Here is a 16,129-nt window from a genome sequence, read left to right on the forward strand (position 1 = left end):
GGTCTGGTAGCAATAGCGGAGAGGTCACACCTGTTCCCATGCCGAACACAGCAGTTAAGCTCTCCAGCGCCGATGGTAGTTGGGGCTTTGCCCCTGCAAGAGTAGGACGCCGCCAGGCTTGATGACTTTAATAATATTGCTATTTCATATCGCGGGGTGGAGCAGTCTGGTAGCTCGTTGGGCTCATAACCCAAAGGTCGCAAGTTCAAATCTTGCCCCCGCAACCAAATTATATAGAGGTCCAATATAATAACTAGCTGTGCTGAACAATTATTTCAAAACAGTCGTAGCAAAAAACATTTTCATAAGTTTGGTCCGGTAGTTCAGCTGGTTAGAATGCCTGCCTGTCACGCAGGAGGTCGCGGGTTCGAGTCCCGTCCGGACCGCCATTAAATAGTGCATGCTCCAGACAGGAGACATGTTTTTTTAATACCATTGAAAATTCTTAAGCCGCTTCCTATTATTTTAGGTGCGGCTTTTCGTTATTTCGAAAAGGTGACTGGTACCACCCGAATTTTATTGAATAGTCTTGACGCGGGATTTGGTTTATTTTTTTCTTTTCGATTGCTTTTTGCTATCATGTACATAGTTATGAATAAAAGTGGTGGATATGATGGATGAGTTTTCTTTTATAAATTCAATAAAGCAGCATATGTATAGGCAGTCTTCGATTGTAAAAGGTATTGGGGATGATGCGGCCGTTTTCCGACAGACGTCTCAGGACATTATTACAGCGGTGGATACGTTTGTGGAGGATGTGCATTTTGCAAGAGCCACGATGTCGCCGTTCCATGTTGGTTTTCGTTCTGTTGCAGCTAATGTAAGTGATTTGGCTGCCATGGGGGCAACACCGGCATTTTATCTTGTTTCGATGGTAATTCCAAAGTCATGGTCGCAGGATGAACTGGAAGGAATATACGATGGAATGAAGACAATGGCTGCCCGGCATCATATGGATCTGATAGGCGGGGATACTGTTTCAGGCCCGGCTTTATCTATTTCCGTTACGGTGATTGGATATACAACCACGAACAAGGCCAGATATCGCAGTACAGCATCGGAAAACGATATTGTTTTTGTGACTGGAACACTTGGTGATTCCCGAGCAGGTTTTCATATGTTGACCAATCCTGGTACATATAAAAATGAAGCGTATTTTTATAACCGACATCGTATGCCGCTGCCAAGGGTCGATTTTGCGTCCCGATTATCGTCACTGAAACGGGTTGCTTTAAATGATATTAGCGACGGGATTGCCAATGAGGCGGCAGAAATCGCAGAAGCTTCAAATGTGGATATTGTTCTTTATGAAGAAAAGATTCCGACAAGTGATCCGTTCCGGCAATTTTCCCGGGAGCAGCAGTATGAATGGAAGCTGTTTGGCGGAGAGGACTTTGAACTGGCAGGAACAGTTTCACCAACTGAATGGGATCGAATGATTGAAATTGCTAAAAAAACGGAAACACCACTGGCCCGTGTTGGTTTTGTGGAGCGAAGTAAATCACAGGCGAACAACGTATTTATTATTGATTCGAATAAACAGAAACATCGTTTGGATAAAAAAGGCTATACACACTTGGCAGATGAGAAGGAATAATACTTCTCTGTTTTGCATAAGTGCAACTAAGGTCGTCACCTAAAAGCTTGGTGACAGCCAAGTTTTCTAAAAGTAGGTGAAGAAATGAATTCGCATCAACTTGAAACACACTCCGCTGAAGAAACAATGCAGGTTGCTGGGCGGCTGGCATTATTGTTGAAACCGGGTGATGTCATAACATTGGAAGGTGATCTCGGGGCGGGGAAAACTGCTTTTGCTAAAGGTATTGCCATTGGGCTTGGCGTGAAACGAAATGTTAACAGTCCTACATATACGATTATAAAAGAGTATGAAGGGCAAATACCTTTTTATCATATGGATGTATACCGACTGGAAGATTCAGATGAAGATATCGGGTTTGAGGAATACTTTCACGGCGACGGGGTATCTGTCGTGGAATGGGCGCATTTTATTGAGGAATTTTTGCCGCCCGAACGGCTGAATATCAAACTGACCCATGTGGATGAACGGACAAGAAAGCTTGAGTTTTTTCCGAATGGGGTTCATTATGAAGCGATTACTGCCGAAATAACCGGTTAAACGTAAGGAGTAACACAATACAATGAATGTACTTGCTATAGACACATCAAATCAGATATTGGGCATTGCCTTGCTTAAGGATGGACAATTGCTGGGGGAGATAGTTACCAATATCAAAAAAAATCATTCGGTCCGACTGATGCCTGCAATCAATCAATTGATGCAGGAAGTGAATATGAAGCCGGATCAGCTGGATAAAATTGTTACAGCCAAGGGACCGGGGTCTTATACTGGCGTGCGTATCGGGCTTACGACAGCCAAATCGATGGCTTGGGCTTTGAACATACCGGTCGTTGGCGTGTCCAGCCTTGAGGTGCTCGCTTATCAAGGACGCTTTTCTGATACATTTATCTGTCCATTTTTTGATGCACGGCGCGGATTGGTATATACCGGTCTTTACGCTTGGAAAAACAAAAAAATAACCCCTGTACAGGAAGAACAAAATATCCTCATGGAAGATTGGCTGCAACAACTGCCCAATGCTGATATTATGTTTCTTAGTCAGGATATCCAACTGCATGAGGAGAAAATTATAAAGCACTTGGGAGACCGGGCGTTGATTCCGGATGGAGCATCACATTTACCAAATCCGGTTCATTTAGCATTTGCCGGACTGGATAAACAACCGGAAGAAACGCATGCACTGGTACCGAATTATATTCGTCTTGCTGAAGCGGAGGCAAACTGGCTGAAGGCGCGGAAGGGAAAACAGGAGTATGATTGAGCTTGTCTTGCGTGATATGAAACTTTCAGATACGAGTGATGTTATGTTAGTGGAGACAGCCTCATATGATGCGCCATGGCCGGAAGATATTTTTCATCAGGAGATTGCGAATAACCACTACGCCCATTACTATGTGGCAGTTGCAGATGGGAAAATTGTCGGGTATGCCGGAATGTGGCTGGTAATCGATGATGCACAGATTACCAATATAGCAATATCTCCGGAGCATCGCGGGCAAAAATATGGGCAGAAATTATTTTATCATATGATGAAACAGGCCGTATTAATGGGAGCGAAGCGGATGTCACTGGAAGTGCGTGAATCGAATATTCCCGCACAGCGGATGTATCGGAAATTCGGTCTTGTCCCCGGCGGCATCCGAAAAAACTATTACACAGATAATCAAGAAGATGCTATTGTAATGTGGGTGAATTTATCATGAAAAAAGATACGTATATCCTTGGAATAGAAACGAGTTGTGATGAAACAGCGGCCGCCGTCGTTAAAAATGGCCAGGAAGTTATTTCTAATGTCGTGGCTTCACAAATTGACAGCCATAAACGGTTTGGTGGGGTTGTCCCGGAAATTGCGTCCCGACATCATGTGGAACAAATAACGATTGTTCTGGAAGAAGCACTTGCTGAATCAGGACTGACGTGGGATGAGATTGATGCGATTGCAGTTACGGAAGGTCCCGGACTAGTCGGTGCACTGTTAATTGGTGTTAATGCAGCGAAAGCACTTGCATTTGTCAAACAAAAGCCATTAGTCGGGGTTCATCACATTGCCGGGCATATTTACGCCAATCGATTGGAAAAGGAATTCGACTTCCCGCTTATGGCGCTGATTGTATCGGGAGGTCATACTGAGCTTGTCCTTATGAAGGAGCATGGCCATTTTGAAGTAATTGGTGAAACTCGTGATGATGCTGCGGGCGAGGCGTATGATAAAGTGGCTAGAATGCTTGATTTACCATATCCGGGTGGTCCGCATGTGGATAAACTGGCCGCCAAAGGGGAGGAAACGATTGATTTTCCACGTGCATGGCTGGAAGAAAACAGTTTTGATTTCAGTTTTAGTGGATTAAAATCAGCAGTTATTAACAAATTGCACAATGCAAAACAGCGCGGCGAAACATTAAAACCTGAAGATGTTGCTGCCAGCTTTCAGGCCAGTGTAACGGATGTGCTTAGCACCAAAACAGTAGAGGCAGCTAAAAAGTATAATGTAAAACAGGTTATTGTTGCCGGAGGGGTTGCAGCTAATAAGGGACTCCGTGCAGAACTTGGCAATAAATTCGCCGATACGGATATTCCGCTTTTAATCCCGCCTTTGAAGCTGTGTACAGATAATGCTGCTATGATTGCAGCAGCAGGATTTATTGCATATGAACAGGGAAATAGATCCGGCTTGGATCTGAATGCCAACCCATCTCTGATGTTAAGATAATTTATCCACAAGGGGGTGGATAATTATTGCGAAAACAATACCGTAAAGAAATCCCCATGTGGACAAAAAATGTGCACAACTTAGTGGATAACTGTGGATATTGTGTATAACTTTTGGGATAAACGTTAAAAAAGCAATTCACTTGTGTATATGTCTGTGGATTATCTGAATAACTTATGAAGAAATTGGGGATCAGTTATGTCAAAACAACAATCCTATTATATACAAACAGACTTTTTGGTATTGCTTACGCTATTTATTTGTGTAAGTTTATTATCTATTTATAATGCACAGCAGCTCCCCCAATTTGATGGGGATTCATTTGTAGTGAAGCAGCTTGCCTGGTTTGCAGCAGGTATGATTGCAGCGGCATTTATTCTGCTTTTTGACCTTGATCAGCTTTATAAAGCAAGTCTGCTTATCTACGGAATTGGCATATTTGTGCTGGTGATTCTGCTTATCAGTCCGCCAAGTATTGCCCCGGTTATTAAGGGACAGCAAAGCTGGTTTACCTTGCCCGGATTGTCCATGCAGCCATCGGAATTCACGAAAATGACGACAATTCTATATCTCGCTGCAGTCATCAGCAGCCATAAGGAAAAATATACTGTCACCACGATAAAAAGCGATATAATGCTGTTACTGAAAATAGCATTTTTCACAGGGGTTCCTGTACTGTTAATTATGATGCAGCCGGACTTTGGTACATCGATGGTTTACATCTTTTTTGCAGCTATGCTTGTACTGCTTGCAGGCATTGACTGGAAAATAATTGCCGGACTGGTATTGTCAATCTCCCTTTTAGCAGGCGGAGCATTGGCGCTTATTATTAATTTCCCGGAAATTTCGCAGGACACCCTTGGACTAGATCCATATCAGATTGACCGTATTATGACGTGGATAAATCCTGACGAACAGGGTGAGGATGATACGTATCATGTGGATAAGTCAATGCTGGCATTGGGATCAGGACAGCTGCTCGGTAAAGGAATGGATAATTTGGAAGTTGGAACACCGGAGGCACATACTGATTTTATTTTTTCAGTCATTGGTGAAAGCTTCGGATTTCTTGGGACGGCAGGGGTTATTTTCTTATATTTTCTCCTGATGTATAAGCTGGTTACGCTTGGTTTAAACATTTCAGGGTACTCTTCATTCGGGGCGTATGTAAGCTTTGGGTTTATGAGTATTTTACTTATCCACACTTTCCAAAATATCGCAATGACGATTGGAATTATGCCAATTACCGGGATTCCGCTCTTGTTAATCAGCTATGGCGGAAGTTCAATACTGGCGACAATGATCGGACTCGGTCTCGTTTACCGTGTCGCAGTAGAATATACTATTCAACAGGATTATTTATTTTAATACAAAAACCCCCGGTCGGAATCTTTTCCGGCCGGGGGTTTCATATTTTTACCACTATTCCTGTAATGCTGTCCATTCTTCCATTAGCTGTTCGATTTTTTGCTTTAGTTCACTGGAGTGTTTCGTCAGTTCGAGGACTTTTTCGTGGTCCTGAAAAACTTCAGGCTCCGTCATTTTTTGTTCAGCCTCAGCCAGCTTACTTTCCAGTTGTTCAATGGACTGTTCCAGACTGTCAATTTGACGTTTTCGCTTCCGCTCTTCACTGCGAATCACTTTTTCTTCCTTAAAATTGGTTTTCCGATCCGCTTGCTTTTGCACAAGTATTTCTTCCTCCTGCAGTCTGGCAAGTTCCTGTTCTTCCTGTTTTTTCTCAACATAATAGTCGTAATCCCCTAAAAAGACGGTGGCCCCATCCTGTTGCATTTCCACAACTTGATCAGTAATTTTATTAATGAAATACCGGTCGTGTGAAACAAAGATGATGGTGCCCGGGAAATCCATTAATGCCGCTTCGAGTACTTCTTTACTATCAATATCCAAATGGTTTGTCGGTTCGTCCAATACCAGTAAATTTGCTTTTTGCATCATCAGTTTAGCTAATGAAAGACGTGCTTTTTCACCACCGCTGAGCGCGTGAACATTTTTCAGCACATCATCCCCACTGAATAAAAAGTTACCAAGAACCGTGCGGATATCCTTTTCATTCACCATCGGATGCTCGTCCCACAGTTCATCTAGAATTGTTTTATTGGATGATATATTCTGCTGTTCCTGGTCGTAGTACCCGATTTCCACATTGGTGCCGAGTTGAATAGTGCCTTCAAATGGGTTTAGCCGCCCAAGAATTGCTTTTAACAGTGTTGTTTTTCCAACACCGTTAGGACCGACTAAGGCAATCCGTTCTCCGCGATTGACGTTAAATGTAACATCCCGAAAAATTGGATTCGTATCATACCGAAATCCCAGATGGTCTATTTTCAACACATCATTCCCGCTGCGTTTACTAGTCTGGAAGGAAAATGATGCGGATGATTCATCACCTTTTGGTTTGTCCAGTTTTTCCATTTTCTCAAGCTGTTTGCGCCTGCTCTGTGCCCGCTTGGTTGTGGATGCCCGTACAATATTTTTTTGGATGAAGTCTTCCATTTTTTTAATTTCGGTCTGTTGCTTCTCGTATTCTTTCATTTCTTTCTGAAAATCGGCTGCCTTTTGCTCCAGAAACTTGCTGTAGCTGCCAATATATTTTTTGGCCTTATGACGGGATACTTCGTAGACTATCGAAGCTGTCTTATCCAGAAAATACCGGTCATGGGAGACGATAACAACAGACCCGGGATATCCCGACAGATAGCTTTCCAGCCATGTCAGCGTATCGATATCCAAGTGGTTTGTCGGCTCATCCAAAATCAGCAGATCCGGTTTGTTTAACAAAAGTTTCCCAAGTGCCAAACGCGTTTTCTGTCCGCCGCTTAATTCTGTGATTAGCGTGTCGTAATCGTAGTCCTGAAAATGCAGGCCATTCAATACAGATTTTATCTCTGCTTCATAACGGTAGCCGCCTTCAGCATCAAATGCCTGTTGTTTTTTATCGTAGTCCAGCAGAAGTTGTTCATATTCCGTTTCCGAAAAGGCAGAGACATTTTCCATTTTTTTCTCCATTTCCCGTAATGCCTTCTCCTGCTGTTTAAGGTTATCGAATACACCGGCCATCTCATCCCAGATTGATTTATCTGATTCGAGACCCGTATGCTGAGACAAATAACCGGTAGTGAGACCTTTTGGCTTAAATATTTCACCTTCATCATGGGACAGTTCATCGGCCATGATTTTTAACAGGGTCGATTTTCCGGCGCCATTTCTGCCAACAATTGCAATCCGGTCCCTTTCTTTGATTTCCAGTTTTATATTAGATAGTATGGTTTCTGCTCCAAAAGACTTTGATAAATTGTTTAACTGCATGATAATCATTATGTCACCTCGTTCCCCATTAGTGTACCTTACATGGAACAGGAGGGGCAATACTATTGGATTGCAAATTATTACTTGTGAATGGTTTCTGATAAGATAGATAAAAATGTATCGTTAATGGAGTTGATCATATGGGAGAGTTTACACATTTCAATAAACAGGGCAGGGCAAAAATGGTGGATATCAGTGAGAAAGGTGAAACCGAACGAACCGCTGTTGCTGCTTCAAGCATCATTGTTACAAAAGAAATCTATGAAAAAATTAATTCCCGTGACATCCAAAAAGGAGATGTGCTGCCAGTTGCCCAGGTTGCGGGCATTATGGCTGCCAAAAATACGTCTGACTGGATTCCAATGTGCCATCCGCTCCAGTTAAAAGGCATCGATATTTCATTTGACTGGAAAGTGGAAAATGAACATTATGAGCTTAAGATCCAGGCATTTGTCAAAACAAAAGGCAGTACCGGGGTGGAAATGGAAGCACTGACAGCTGCCTCTGCAACTGTACTGACGATTTATGATATGTGCAAAGCGGTTGATAAAGGCATGGTTATCGGACAAACATATTTGCTGTCCAAACAGGGCGGGAAATCCGGTGATTACTTTAAAGAAAACTAAGCCCGGTATGACGTAATGGGGGAATACATATGAAAAAAATCGATCATAAATGGCTCGTTGTAATGTCCGTGCTTTTTGGAACGTTCACAGTCATTTTAAATAATAGCATGCTGAATCCAACACTTCCGACGCTGATGGATATTTTCCATGCGGATGCGGTGGCAATCAGCTGGATTTTGACCATTTTTATGGTTGCGATGGGGACAACTATGCCATTGACTGGCTATTTGGGTGACCGGTTCGGAAAAAAGAAAATATATATCATCGGGTTGATTATCTTTATGATCGGTTCGATATCCGGTGCATTGTCATCCAACTTGGTAACGGTGATTATATCACGTGCTATTCAGGGAACAGCCGGTGGTTTGATGATGCCGATTGCCATGGCATTGATTTTCAACGCATTCCCGAAGAATGAACGCGGTCTGGCGGTTGGGATATACGGTGTGGCAGCGATGGTTGCACCGGCAATCGGACCAACCATAGGCGGTATAGTGATTGGCTATTTGCCTTGGCCGTTTTTGTTCCTGGTTAATATCCCGTTTGCCATTACAGGTATTTTTTTGTCGATAAAATTTTTATCAACGACGGAAACGAACCGCAGCCTGAAATTTGATCTTGTTGGCTTTATTTTGATTACCTCCGGGATTGCATCAATCTTATATGCTTTGGGTCGCGGATCAACTTTGGAACTGCTGTTGTCACCAATGAGCATATGTTTGCTTGCGGCCGGTGCTGTTTTGATTATTGCCTTTGTCAGATATGAAGGGAAGCTGAAGCAGCCTCTTTTGGATTTGTCCATTTTCCGGATTCCGACGTATTCCGTATCAATTGCGGTTACCGCAACAGCATCAATTGGTTTATTTTCCGGTATTTTCCTGCTCCCGCTTCTGATCCAGGAAGTGTATGGTTTAAGTGAAATCCAAACCGGGCTGTTATTCCTGCCTGCCGCTCTGTTGAGTGGTGTGTCCATGTCGTTTGGGGGGAAGCTTTTGGATAAAAAGGGACCAAAATACGTTGTACCTATTGGTCTGGTGATTTTGGGAGGGTTCACACTATCCCTTGGTTTTAATACACTTTCAACGTCATTTTGGCTGATTCTTGTGTTAAACTGCCTTCGCAGTGCCGGACTTGGGATGTGCAATATGCCGGCAACGACAGCAGGAATGAATTCTATTCCTGATCATCAGGTAGCACAGGGGTCTGCGATGAACAATGTGATCCGGCAGATTTTTTCATCGTTTGGAATTGTTTTTTTCTCAATTTATTACGAAGTCAGGCAGGCACAGCTTTTTTCGTTGGATATTGCTAAACAGCAGGCCACGCTGCAGGCATTGAACGAAGCATTTCTGATTGCAGGAACATTTATACTGGTTATGGTTCCGGTGTCATTTGTGATGAAAGGGGTAGATGAACTAAAAAAGAGCAGTCCACAATAGTAACTGCTCTTATTTGTTCTTCTTTTTTAATTTGAAATGAATAATCAGCATTCGCAGACTGACACCGAAGTTAAGGGTGGCAATTACCGCCAGGATTATAGTGGTGAAATTCCAGATGGAACCGTCAGAGCTTCGTGTCGCAACAAACATAAACAAAAGCCCCAATATAAAATAAATGAAAAACATCATTTTTGGTGTAGTCTTCATAAAAACGTCAGCCTCCAATTAAAATCATTTGCATCTGTTCAGACTGCTTGATCATACGTTCAATCTGCTCGGGATCAAGGGAGAACTGCACAATGACGGAAATGGAATTCAGCAGCATATGTACCAGAATCGGCACGATAATCCGTTTCGTTTGCACATACAGAAACGCAAACACAAATCCCATTGATGCATAAATGAGAATATGTTCCGGTTCCCCATGGATAATGCCGAAAATAAATGATGATAACAACGCTGCCAGAAAGAAGTTTGTCCGTTTATAAAGCACCCCGAAGATGATTTTACGGAAGATAATTTCCTCCATGATTGGCGCAATCAAGGCCGGAATGATCATAAATACCGGTGCTGCCCGGGCAATGCTCATAATTGCCTCCGTGTTTTGTGAACCAGGCCTGATGCCGAATACATTGGATTCAATCACTCCCGCCAGTCCCTGTGCAAGATATGCCATAATAACTCCGGTAATCACCCATACCGCCATCATACCTGCTGATGAAGCGTCCCGCGTGTAGGCTGTTTTCATGTCAGGTTTCATAAGGAACAGAATGATAACAAGTCCAACCAGGAAACTGATGATGGTCCAGGTAACCATCGATTCCTGTTTACTGAACGGTGTTATGAAATACAGAAGCGGGATAAACAAAATCCCGGAAAATTGCATTACAATATATGTTAAAATCACGTACCAGTATCGTTTCGTCAAAATTATGACTCCTTTTAATCCATTGATTGCTATAGTGTATGCAGCTCATTTATTGGATATTAGAAAACTTGGGCAGCCACCTGAAAAATTGCGGTGAAAGCCTTCGTTGCTTTATTTCCAATCTGTTAAGAAAAACCTTGATAAATATTTTATCATAATTTGCACGTGCGTTATAATAGAATGGTTCAGATGAACATACAAAAGAAAAGTTGCAAAATTTAAAAGTCAACGCTTGCATTTTGGATTGGAATTATTTATTATAATAATTGGGTTTAGCACTCAATGTATTCGAGTGCTAACAATGAAAATAAATGAGACGAATTAAGGAGGTTGTCACATGATTAAGCCACTAGGAGATCGTGTTGTCATCGAGCTTGTTGAACAAGAAGAAAAAACTGCAAGCGGTATTGTACTTCCAGACTCTGCAAAGGAAAAGCCACAGGAAGGTAAAGTGGTTGCAGCAGGTTCCGGCAAGGTTACAGACAATGGGGAAAAGGTTGCTCTTGAAGTAAAAGAGGGAGATCGCATTATATTCTCTAAATTCGCTGGAACTGAAGTGAAATATGAAGGAACAGAATACTTAATTCTTCGAGAAAATGACATTTTAGCTGTTATCGGCTAACAATGGATGTCGCATAAATAATTTAATTGATTATAAGGAGGATACTTTCATATGGCTAAAGAAATTAAATTTAGTGAAGATGGCCGCCGCGCAATGCTTCGCGGTGTAGATACTCTGGCAAACGCTGTAAAAGTAACATTGGGACCAAAAGGCCGCAATGTCGTTCTGGATAAAAAATTCGGCTCACCACTTATTACAAATGATGGTGTCACAATTGCCAAAGAAATTGAACTGGAAGACCATTTCGAAAACATGGGTGCACAGCTTGTTTCTGAAGTAGCATCCAAAACAAACGATGTTGCAGGTGACGGTACTACCACTGCAACTGTTCTGGCACAATCAATGATTACAGAAGGTTTGAAAAACGTTACATCAGGCGCTAATCCTGTTGGTATTCGCCGCGGAATTGAAAAAGCAGTTGATGCAGCTGTAAGTGACTTAAAAACTATTTCAGAGCCTATCGAAAGCAAAGAGTCTATTGCACAAGTTGCATCCGTTTCTTCCGGTGACGAAGAAGTGGGCAGCCTGATTTCAGAAGCAATGGAACGCGTAGGTAATGACGGTGTTATCACAATTGAAGAATCAAAAGGCTTCAACACGGAATTGGAAGTTGTTGAAGGTATGCAGTTTGACCGCGGATATGCTTCTCCGTACATGGTTACTGACCAGGATAAAATGGAAGCTGTTCTGGAAGATCCGTACATTCTGATTACAGATAAGAAAATCAACAACATTCAAGAAGTATTGCCTGTACTGGAACAAGTTGTTCAGCAAGGCAAACCGCTTCTGTTGATTGCAGAAGATGTGGAAGGCGAAGCACTTGCTACACTGGTACTGAACAAACTTCGCGGTACATTTAACGCTGTAACTGTTAAAGCACCAGGTTTCGGTGACCGCCGTAAAGCAATGCTTGAAGATATTGCTGTCTTGACCGGTGCAGAAGTAATCACGGAAGATCTTGGTCTAGATCTGAAGAGCGCTACAATGGAGCAGCTTGGACGTGCCAACAAAGTTGTTGTTACAAAGGATAACACAACAATTGTTGAAGGTTCAGGAAATCCTGAAGCAATTTCCCAGCGTGTAACTCAAATCCGCGCACAAGCTGAAGAAACTACTTCTGAATTTGATAAAGAAAAACTGCAGGAACGTCTTGCAAAACTTGCAGGCGGTGTAGCAGTCATCAAAGTTGGTGCTGCAACCGAAACGGAATTGAAAGAGCGCAAACTTCGCATTGAAGATGCACTGAACTCAACCCGTGCTGCAGTTGAAGAAGGTATCGTTTCCGGTGGCGGTACGGCATTTGTAAACGTACTAAGCAAAATCGGCGAATTAAAACTTACTGGCGACGAAGCAACTGGTGCAGCTATCGTGCTTCGTGCATTGGAAGAACCAGTACGTCAAATCGCACACAATGCCGGTCTTGAAGGATCCATCATTGTTGAACGTCTTAAAGGAGAAAAAGTTGGTGTTGGTTTCAACGCTGCAGAAGGCGACTTCGTAAACATGGTCGAAGCAGGAATCGTTGACCCAACAAAAGTTACCCGCTCAGCATTGCAAAACGCAGCATCTGTAGCAGCGATGTTCCTGACTACAGAAGCAGTTGTAGCTGACCTGCCTGAAGAAGATAACGCAGGCGGCGGAATGCCTGATATGGGCGGAATGGGCGGCGGAATGCCGGGAATGATGTAATAGTCGCCCCTAACAGCTTATAGAGGTTTTCTAATATATGCAACACGAAAATAACATTTGATTTTACTTTGGAAAGGGCGTTTTCGTATAAGTCACTGACTTTTGCGAAGGCGTCTCTTTTCATTTTTTCCTTATAAAGGTTGTCGTTTGTGAGTCAGTGTCTCCACCCTTTCAAGGTAATAGAGTGCTCTTTTTGGAAAAATTTCACATGAACTAATGTCTTGGTGGTGCTGTCATAAACAGATATCCATGACGCCGATATCCACGAATTCAGCCCAATTATCCATCTTCCCCCCAAAGTGTCAAAGTTCTGTCCCTTTCGATTTCTTATGTTAGAATAATGATTACATAAGCATTAAAAAATTATAGGAACTGGGGGCGTAATGTTGAAGTTAGTTGGCGTATCAGGAACATTGGCTGGAAATAAAACATCGCAGGCTGTTTATGATGTGCTTGCAGCTGCGGAGCTTATAGATCCATCATTGAAGACTGAACTAATTGATTTAAGGGATTATGATTTGTCATTTGCTGACGGATCCCCGCTTGCATACTTTAATGATGATACGTGGCCGGTGGCTGACAAAATCTTGTCTGCAGACTGTTTAGTATTTGGTACACCGATTTATCAAGCTTCCATCTCCGGAGTATTAAAAAATCTGCTGGATCACCTTCCGGAATACGCTTTTAAAAATAAAGTTACCGGGATTGTAGCAACCGGCTTATCTGAAAAACATTTTCTTGTAACCGAGTATCAGCTGAAACCTGTCCTTTCCTATTTCAAAGGGCTAATCCCAACAGGAAATGTTTTTGTTCAGAATGATTGTTTCAGTTTGGAAAGTGAAGAAATTATCGATAATCTGGTTGCCAAAAGGCTGCAAAATCTTGCTGATGAGATTTTGTTTCTGCAGCATAGTATCAATGAGCGAATGAAGCGTTGAAGCATGGAAAATGCTCAAAATATGCAAAATCGATCAAATAAAGCGCGGGGAAACGACATTTCGTTTCCCCGCGCTTTATTATTGATTTCAGTCCTGTACAACTAATGCATGGATACCCACCGTCTCCATGCAACGATGATTCAAATTACCTAAAAAAGTCCTGTTTTTTTTGTCACAAACGCACTACTTTTTATCTATTTTGTAGTATGTTGCAGGAAAATAAAGGATTTAGTAACTTAATGGCGAACAAATTTATTAATAAGAAGAATTATCAGGGAGGTAGCGATCACCATTAAAAATAAGCAAATAAGTTCTTTTATACATAAACACTGGCCCTCCATCTTTTGTCTGCAAATAGGCATCTTCCTGTTGATTACATTGATTGGGTTTATGAATGTCACTACCCCTACCAACGCATACTTCACCGATACAGAAAAGGCATCAGGTTCCATAACGGCAGCGACATGGGAAGTAGAGAAAGATATATCAGAACCGGAAAAACGAGACAAGAATGATTCCACAGATGAAAACACCAAGCAAAATTCTACAGATGAACATAACAAACAAGAAAAAATGGATAACGAAAATAACGATAAGCCGAACAACGATGAACAAAAAGAATCACCTGATACGGAAACCGGGGAAAAGCAGGACCAAACGAATGCAACAGGAAAAAAGGATGGTAAAAAAGATACCGCCAAAAAAGACAGTGATACGGAAGAAACTATTAAAAAAGAATCAGACAGTAATGGCCGGACCGAAAAGAAACATGATGACCAAGATCAGGAAAAAATAGGTAAGCATGACACTGGAACTAAAGAGAATTTGCATCAAAGGGAGGGTTAAAATGAAATTACGAACACTAAAAAAATGGATAAGCGGCACAGTGACAACAATATTATTTATCCTATTAATTTCCATGGTTTTTGTTGTTATGTCATCAAGGCTTTCCGGTGGCGAACCCAACATTTTCGGTTATCAATTTAAGACGGTTTTATCAGGGTCAATGGAGCCAACTTTTCAGACCGGATCAATCATTGCGGTTAAACCTGTTAATGAGGGATCCAAATTAAAAAAAGGTGATGTCATTACGTTTAAGAGAGATAAAAAAATGACTGTCACGCACCGCATATACGCAGTTAAGGGTACCGATAAACAGCCAAAATATATTACAAAAGGTGACAACAACGATAATCCCGATGCGAAACCAGTTCTCGCGCAAAATGTTGAAGCCGTTTATACGGGATTTACAGTTCCATTTGTTGGTTATTTTATGCACTTTGCCCAATCGAAAGAGGGAACTGCACTGTTGGTAGTCCTGCCGGGAATTTTGCTTATTATTTATTCTGTCATCACGATTTGGAGAGCTTTTAAACAAATAGATGGACGTAAGAAAAAGGAAGGAACATCATCAACTGACGCTTGAAATCCTTTTATGGGTTCAAAATAAAAAATATTACCTATTTCAATAGTAGGTAGGAAAAGGGGAATGTGAGTAATGGGCATTAAGAAACAATTAGGTTTAGGTATTGCGTCAGCGGCACTTGGACTTTCATTAGTAGGGGGTGGAACATTCGCATATTTCAGTGACCAGGAAGTGACCAATAATACATTCGCGGCCGGAACTTTAGACCTTTCCACAAGTAAAGCAACGATTATTAATTTGGATAACATGAAACCTGGTGATAAAGTTGTTCGCGAGTTTGAACTGGGCAATATTGGAAGCCTTGATATGAGCGAGATCCTCTTAAATACAGAATATAGTGTAACGGATGTAAAAGGGGATAATACAGGTGACTTCGGCGAACAAATTGAGTTGAATTTCCTTATTAACGATTCGAAAGGTTATACAGTTGTCTTTGAGACCACATTGGCAGAATTAAAAGAAAACCCGCTTAGTTTGGTCGAAGCAAATGTGATCGATCCGGAAGCTGATGGCCACGGAGCCGGGTTAAAAGCAGGCGAAGAAAATTTGTTTGCTGTTCAATTTGAATTTGTTGACAGTGGCGAGCCGCAAAATCAATACCAGGGCGATACTGTCAATCTTAAGTGGAAATTTAATGCAAAACAAGGGGAAGGAAATACAGATCTGCCTGAGGAATGATCTTTCGTATTAAGAGACAGTTCTAAGGCAAGCAGGGGATGAAAATAAATAATAAACATAAGATGGTTTGATGTCATTCATGATTATTACATACTATTGGGTACCATCAGTTAAGCAATAAAGGGCAATACTGAATGTTTTATTTC

At 41.9% G+C, this 16,129-nt stretch carries 17 protein-coding genes, 2 tRNA genes and 1 rRNA gene; 17 read left to right on the plus strand and 3 right to left on the minus strand.

Annotated elements, in window-relative coordinates:
- The first annotated feature begins 2 nt into the window (after positions 1-2).
- The 9 genes from rrf (at position 3) to B1K71_RS02415 (ending at position 5,678) form a co-directional block, all read left to right on the plus strand.
- A 5S ribosomal RNA gene (gene rrf / locus B1K71_RS02370) occupies positions 3-118 on the plus strand.
- Positions 119-150: 32 nt separating this feature from the next.
- Positions 151-227: transfer RNA gene (locus B1K71_RS02375), tRNA-Met, on the plus strand.
- Between the two features lie 85 nt (positions 228-312).
- Positions 313-389 (plus strand) — tRNA-Asp (locus B1K71_RS02380).
- A gap of 224 nt (positions 390-613) precedes the next feature.
- Positions 614-1,597, plus strand: a complete 984-nt coding sequence (thiL, locus tag B1K71_RS02390) for a thiamine-phosphate kinase (RefSeq protein ID WP_077324401.1) — start codon at positions 614-616, stop codon at positions 1,595-1,597.
- 84 nt (positions 1,598-1,681) lie between these two features.
- Positions 1,682-2,137, plus strand: a complete 456-nt coding sequence (gene tsaE, locus B1K71_RS02395; protein ID WP_077324402.1) for a tRNA (adenosine(37)-N6)-threonylcarbamoyltransferase complex ATPase subunit type 1 TsaE — start codon at positions 1,682-1,684, stop codon at positions 2,135-2,137.
- 22 nt (positions 2,138-2,159) lie between these two features.
- Complete coding sequence (tsaB, locus tag B1K71_RS02400; protein WP_077324403.1) at positions 2,160-2,861, plus strand: tRNA (adenosine(37)-N6)-threonylcarbamoyltransferase complex dimerization subunit type 1 TsaB; 702 nt, start codon at positions 2,160-2,162, stop codon at positions 2,859-2,861.
- Positions 2,854-3,303 (plus strand): ribosomal protein S18-alanine N-acetyltransferase, encoded by a 450-nt coding sequence (gene rimI, locus B1K71_RS02405; RefSeq protein WP_077324404.1) that lies wholly within the window; start codon positions 2,854-2,856, stop codon positions 3,301-3,303. Before tsaB ends, rimI begins: the two co-directional genes overlap by 8 nt.
- Positions 3,300-4,310, plus strand: a complete 1,011-nt coding sequence (gene tsaD, locus B1K71_RS02410) for a tRNA (adenosine(37)-N6)-threonylcarbamoyltransferase complex transferase subunit TsaD (RefSeq protein ID WP_077324405.1) — start codon at positions 3,300-3,302, stop codon at positions 4,308-4,310. The genes rimI and tsaD overlap by 4 nt, the downstream gene beginning before the upstream one ends.
- A gap of 198 nt (positions 4,311-4,508) precedes the next feature.
- Complete coding sequence (locus B1K71_RS02415) at positions 4,509-5,678, plus strand: FtsW/RodA/SpoVE family cell cycle protein (RefSeq protein WP_077324406.1); 1,170 nt, start codon at positions 4,509-4,511, stop codon at positions 5,676-5,678.
- 54 nt (positions 5,679-5,732) lie between these two features.
- On the opposite strand, the gene B1K71_RS02420 is transcribed toward B1K71_RS02415, so the two are convergent.
- Entirely contained in the window at positions 5,733-7,646 is a 1,914-nt protein-coding gene (locus B1K71_RS02420; RefSeq protein WP_077324407.1) for an ABC-F family ATP-binding cassette domain-containing protein, read from the minus strand.
- A 131-nt stretch (positions 7,647-7,777) separates the two neighbouring features.
- Here B1K71_RS02420 and moaC point away from each other — a divergent pair, with 131 nt between their 5' ends.
- Positions 7,778-8,263, plus strand: a complete 486-nt coding sequence (gene moaC / locus B1K71_RS02425; protein WP_077324408.1) for a cyclic pyranopterin monophosphate synthase MoaC — start codon at positions 7,778-7,780, stop codon at positions 8,261-8,263.
- A gap of 29 nt (positions 8,264-8,292) precedes the next feature.
- Positions 8,293-9,702 (plus strand): MDR family MFS transporter, encoded by a 1,410-nt coding sequence (locus B1K71_RS02430; RefSeq protein WP_077324409.1) that lies wholly within the window; start codon positions 8,293-8,295, stop codon positions 9,700-9,702.
- 9 nt (positions 9,703-9,711) lie between these two features.
- On the opposite strand, the gene B1K71_RS02435 is transcribed toward B1K71_RS02430, so the two are convergent.
- Positions 9,712-9,909 carry a YdiK family protein gene (locus B1K71_RS02435; RefSeq protein WP_077324410.1) on the minus strand — a complete coding sequence of 66 codons (198 nt, stop codon included), beginning with the start codon at positions 9,907-9,909 and terminating at the stop codon, positions 9,712-9,714.
- A 7-nt stretch (positions 9,910-9,916) separates the two neighbouring features.
- Entirely contained in the window at positions 9,917-10,630 is a 714-nt protein-coding gene (locus tag B1K71_RS02440) for a CPBP family intramembrane glutamic endopeptidase (protein ID WP_077324411.1), read from the minus strand.
- A 337-nt stretch (positions 10,631-10,967) separates the two neighbouring features.
- Between B1K71_RS02440 and groES the strand changes: the two genes are divergently transcribed.
- The 6 genes from groES to B1K71_RS02470 all read left to right on the plus strand — a co-directional run bounded on the left by groES (position 10,968) and on the right by B1K71_RS02470 (position 15,983).
- On the plus strand, positions 10,968-11,252 hold the full coding sequence (groES, locus tag B1K71_RS02445; RefSeq protein WP_077324412.1) for a co-chaperone GroES: 285 nt from the start codon (positions 10,968-10,970) through the stop codon (positions 11,250-11,252).
- Positions 11,253-11,303: 51 nt separating this feature from the next.
- Positions 11,304-12,941 carry a chaperonin GroEL gene (gene groL, locus B1K71_RS02450; protein ID WP_077324413.1) on the plus strand — a complete coding sequence of 546 codons (1,638 nt, stop codon included), beginning with the start codon at positions 11,304-11,306 and terminating at the stop codon, positions 12,939-12,941.
- 386 nt (positions 12,942-13,327) lie between these two features.
- Positions 13,328-13,879, plus strand: coding sequence for an NADPH-dependent FMN reductase (locus B1K71_RS02455; protein ID WP_077324414.1), 552 nt, complete (start codon positions 13,328-13,330; stop codon positions 13,877-13,879).
- A 369-nt stretch (positions 13,880-14,248) separates the two neighbouring features.
- A complete protein-coding gene (locus tag B1K71_RS02460; protein ID WP_077324415.1) occupies positions 14,249-14,725 on the plus strand; it encodes a SipW-dependent-type signal peptide-containing protein in 477 nt (158 codons plus the stop codon).
- A gap of 1 nt (position 14,726) precedes the next feature.
- Complete coding sequence (gene sipW, locus B1K71_RS02465) at positions 14,727-15,305, plus strand: signal peptidase I SipW (protein ID WP_077324416.1); 579 nt, start codon at positions 14,727-14,729, stop codon at positions 15,303-15,305.
- A 72-nt stretch (positions 15,306-15,377) separates the two neighbouring features.
- Positions 15,378-15,983, plus strand: coding sequence for a TasA family protein (locus B1K71_RS02470; protein ID WP_077324417.1), 606 nt, complete (start codon positions 15,378-15,380; stop codon positions 15,981-15,983).
- Positions 15,984-16,129: the final 146 nt, after the last annotated feature.

This window comes from Virgibacillus siamensis (assembly GCF_900162695.1).
GTDB lineage: Bacteria > Bacillota > Bacilli > Bacillales > Amphibacillaceae > Lentibacillus > Lentibacillus siamensis_A.

What these genes read in the sequence shown, in the direction of transcription:
- groES (WP_077324412.1), top strand. Translation starts at nt 10,968, where the DNA reads ATGATTAAGCCACTAGGAGATCGTGTTGTCATCGAGCTTGTTGAACAA.
- B1K71_RS02420 (WP_077324407.1), bottom strand. Translation starts at nt 7,646, where the DNA reads ATGATTATCATGCAGTTAAACAATTTATCAAAGTCTTTTGGAGCAGAA.
- sipW (WP_077324416.1), top strand. Translation starts at nt 14,727, where the DNA reads ATGAAATTACGAACACTAAAAAAATGGATAAGCGGCACAGTGACAACA.
- rimI (WP_077324404.1), top strand. Translation starts at nt 2,854, where the DNA reads ATGATTGAGCTTGTCTTGCGTGATATGAAACTTTCAGATACGAGTGAT.
- B1K71_RS02470 (WP_077324417.1), top strand. Translation starts at nt 15,378, where the DNA reads ATGGGCATTAAGAAACAATTAGGTTTAGGTATTGCGTCAGCGGCACTT.
- tsaE (WP_077324402.1), top strand. Translation starts at nt 1,682, where the DNA reads ATGAATTCGCATCAACTTGAAACACACTCCGCTGAAGAAACAATGCAG.
- tsaB (WP_077324403.1), top strand. Translation starts at nt 2,160, where the DNA reads ATGAATGTACTTGCTATAGACACATCAAATCAGATATTGGGCATTGCC.
- moaC (WP_077324408.1), top strand. Translation starts at nt 7,778, where the DNA reads ATGGGAGAGTTTACACATTTCAATAAACAGGGCAGGGCAAAAATGGTG.
- groL (WP_077324413.1), top strand. Translation starts at nt 11,304, where the DNA reads ATGGCTAAAGAAATTAAATTTAGTGAAGATGGCCGCCGCGCAATGCTT.
- B1K71_RS02435 (WP_077324410.1), bottom strand. Translation starts at nt 9,909, where the DNA reads ATGAAGACTACACCAAAAATGATGTTTTTCATTTATTTTATATTGGGG.
- thiL (WP_077324401.1), top strand. Translation starts at nt 614, where the DNA reads ATGGATGAGTTTTCTTTTATAAATTCAATAAAGCAGCATATGTATAGG.
- tsaD (WP_077324405.1), top strand. Translation starts at nt 3,300, where the DNA reads ATGAAAAAAGATACGTATATCCTTGGAATAGAAACGAGTTGTGATGAA.
- B1K71_RS02430 (WP_077324409.1), top strand. Translation starts at nt 8,293, where the DNA reads ATGAAAAAAATCGATCATAAATGGCTCGTTGTAATGTCCGTGCTTTTT.
- B1K71_RS02415 (WP_077324406.1), top strand. Translation starts at nt 4,509, where the DNA reads ATGTCAAAACAACAATCCTATTATATACAAACAGACTTTTTGGTATTG.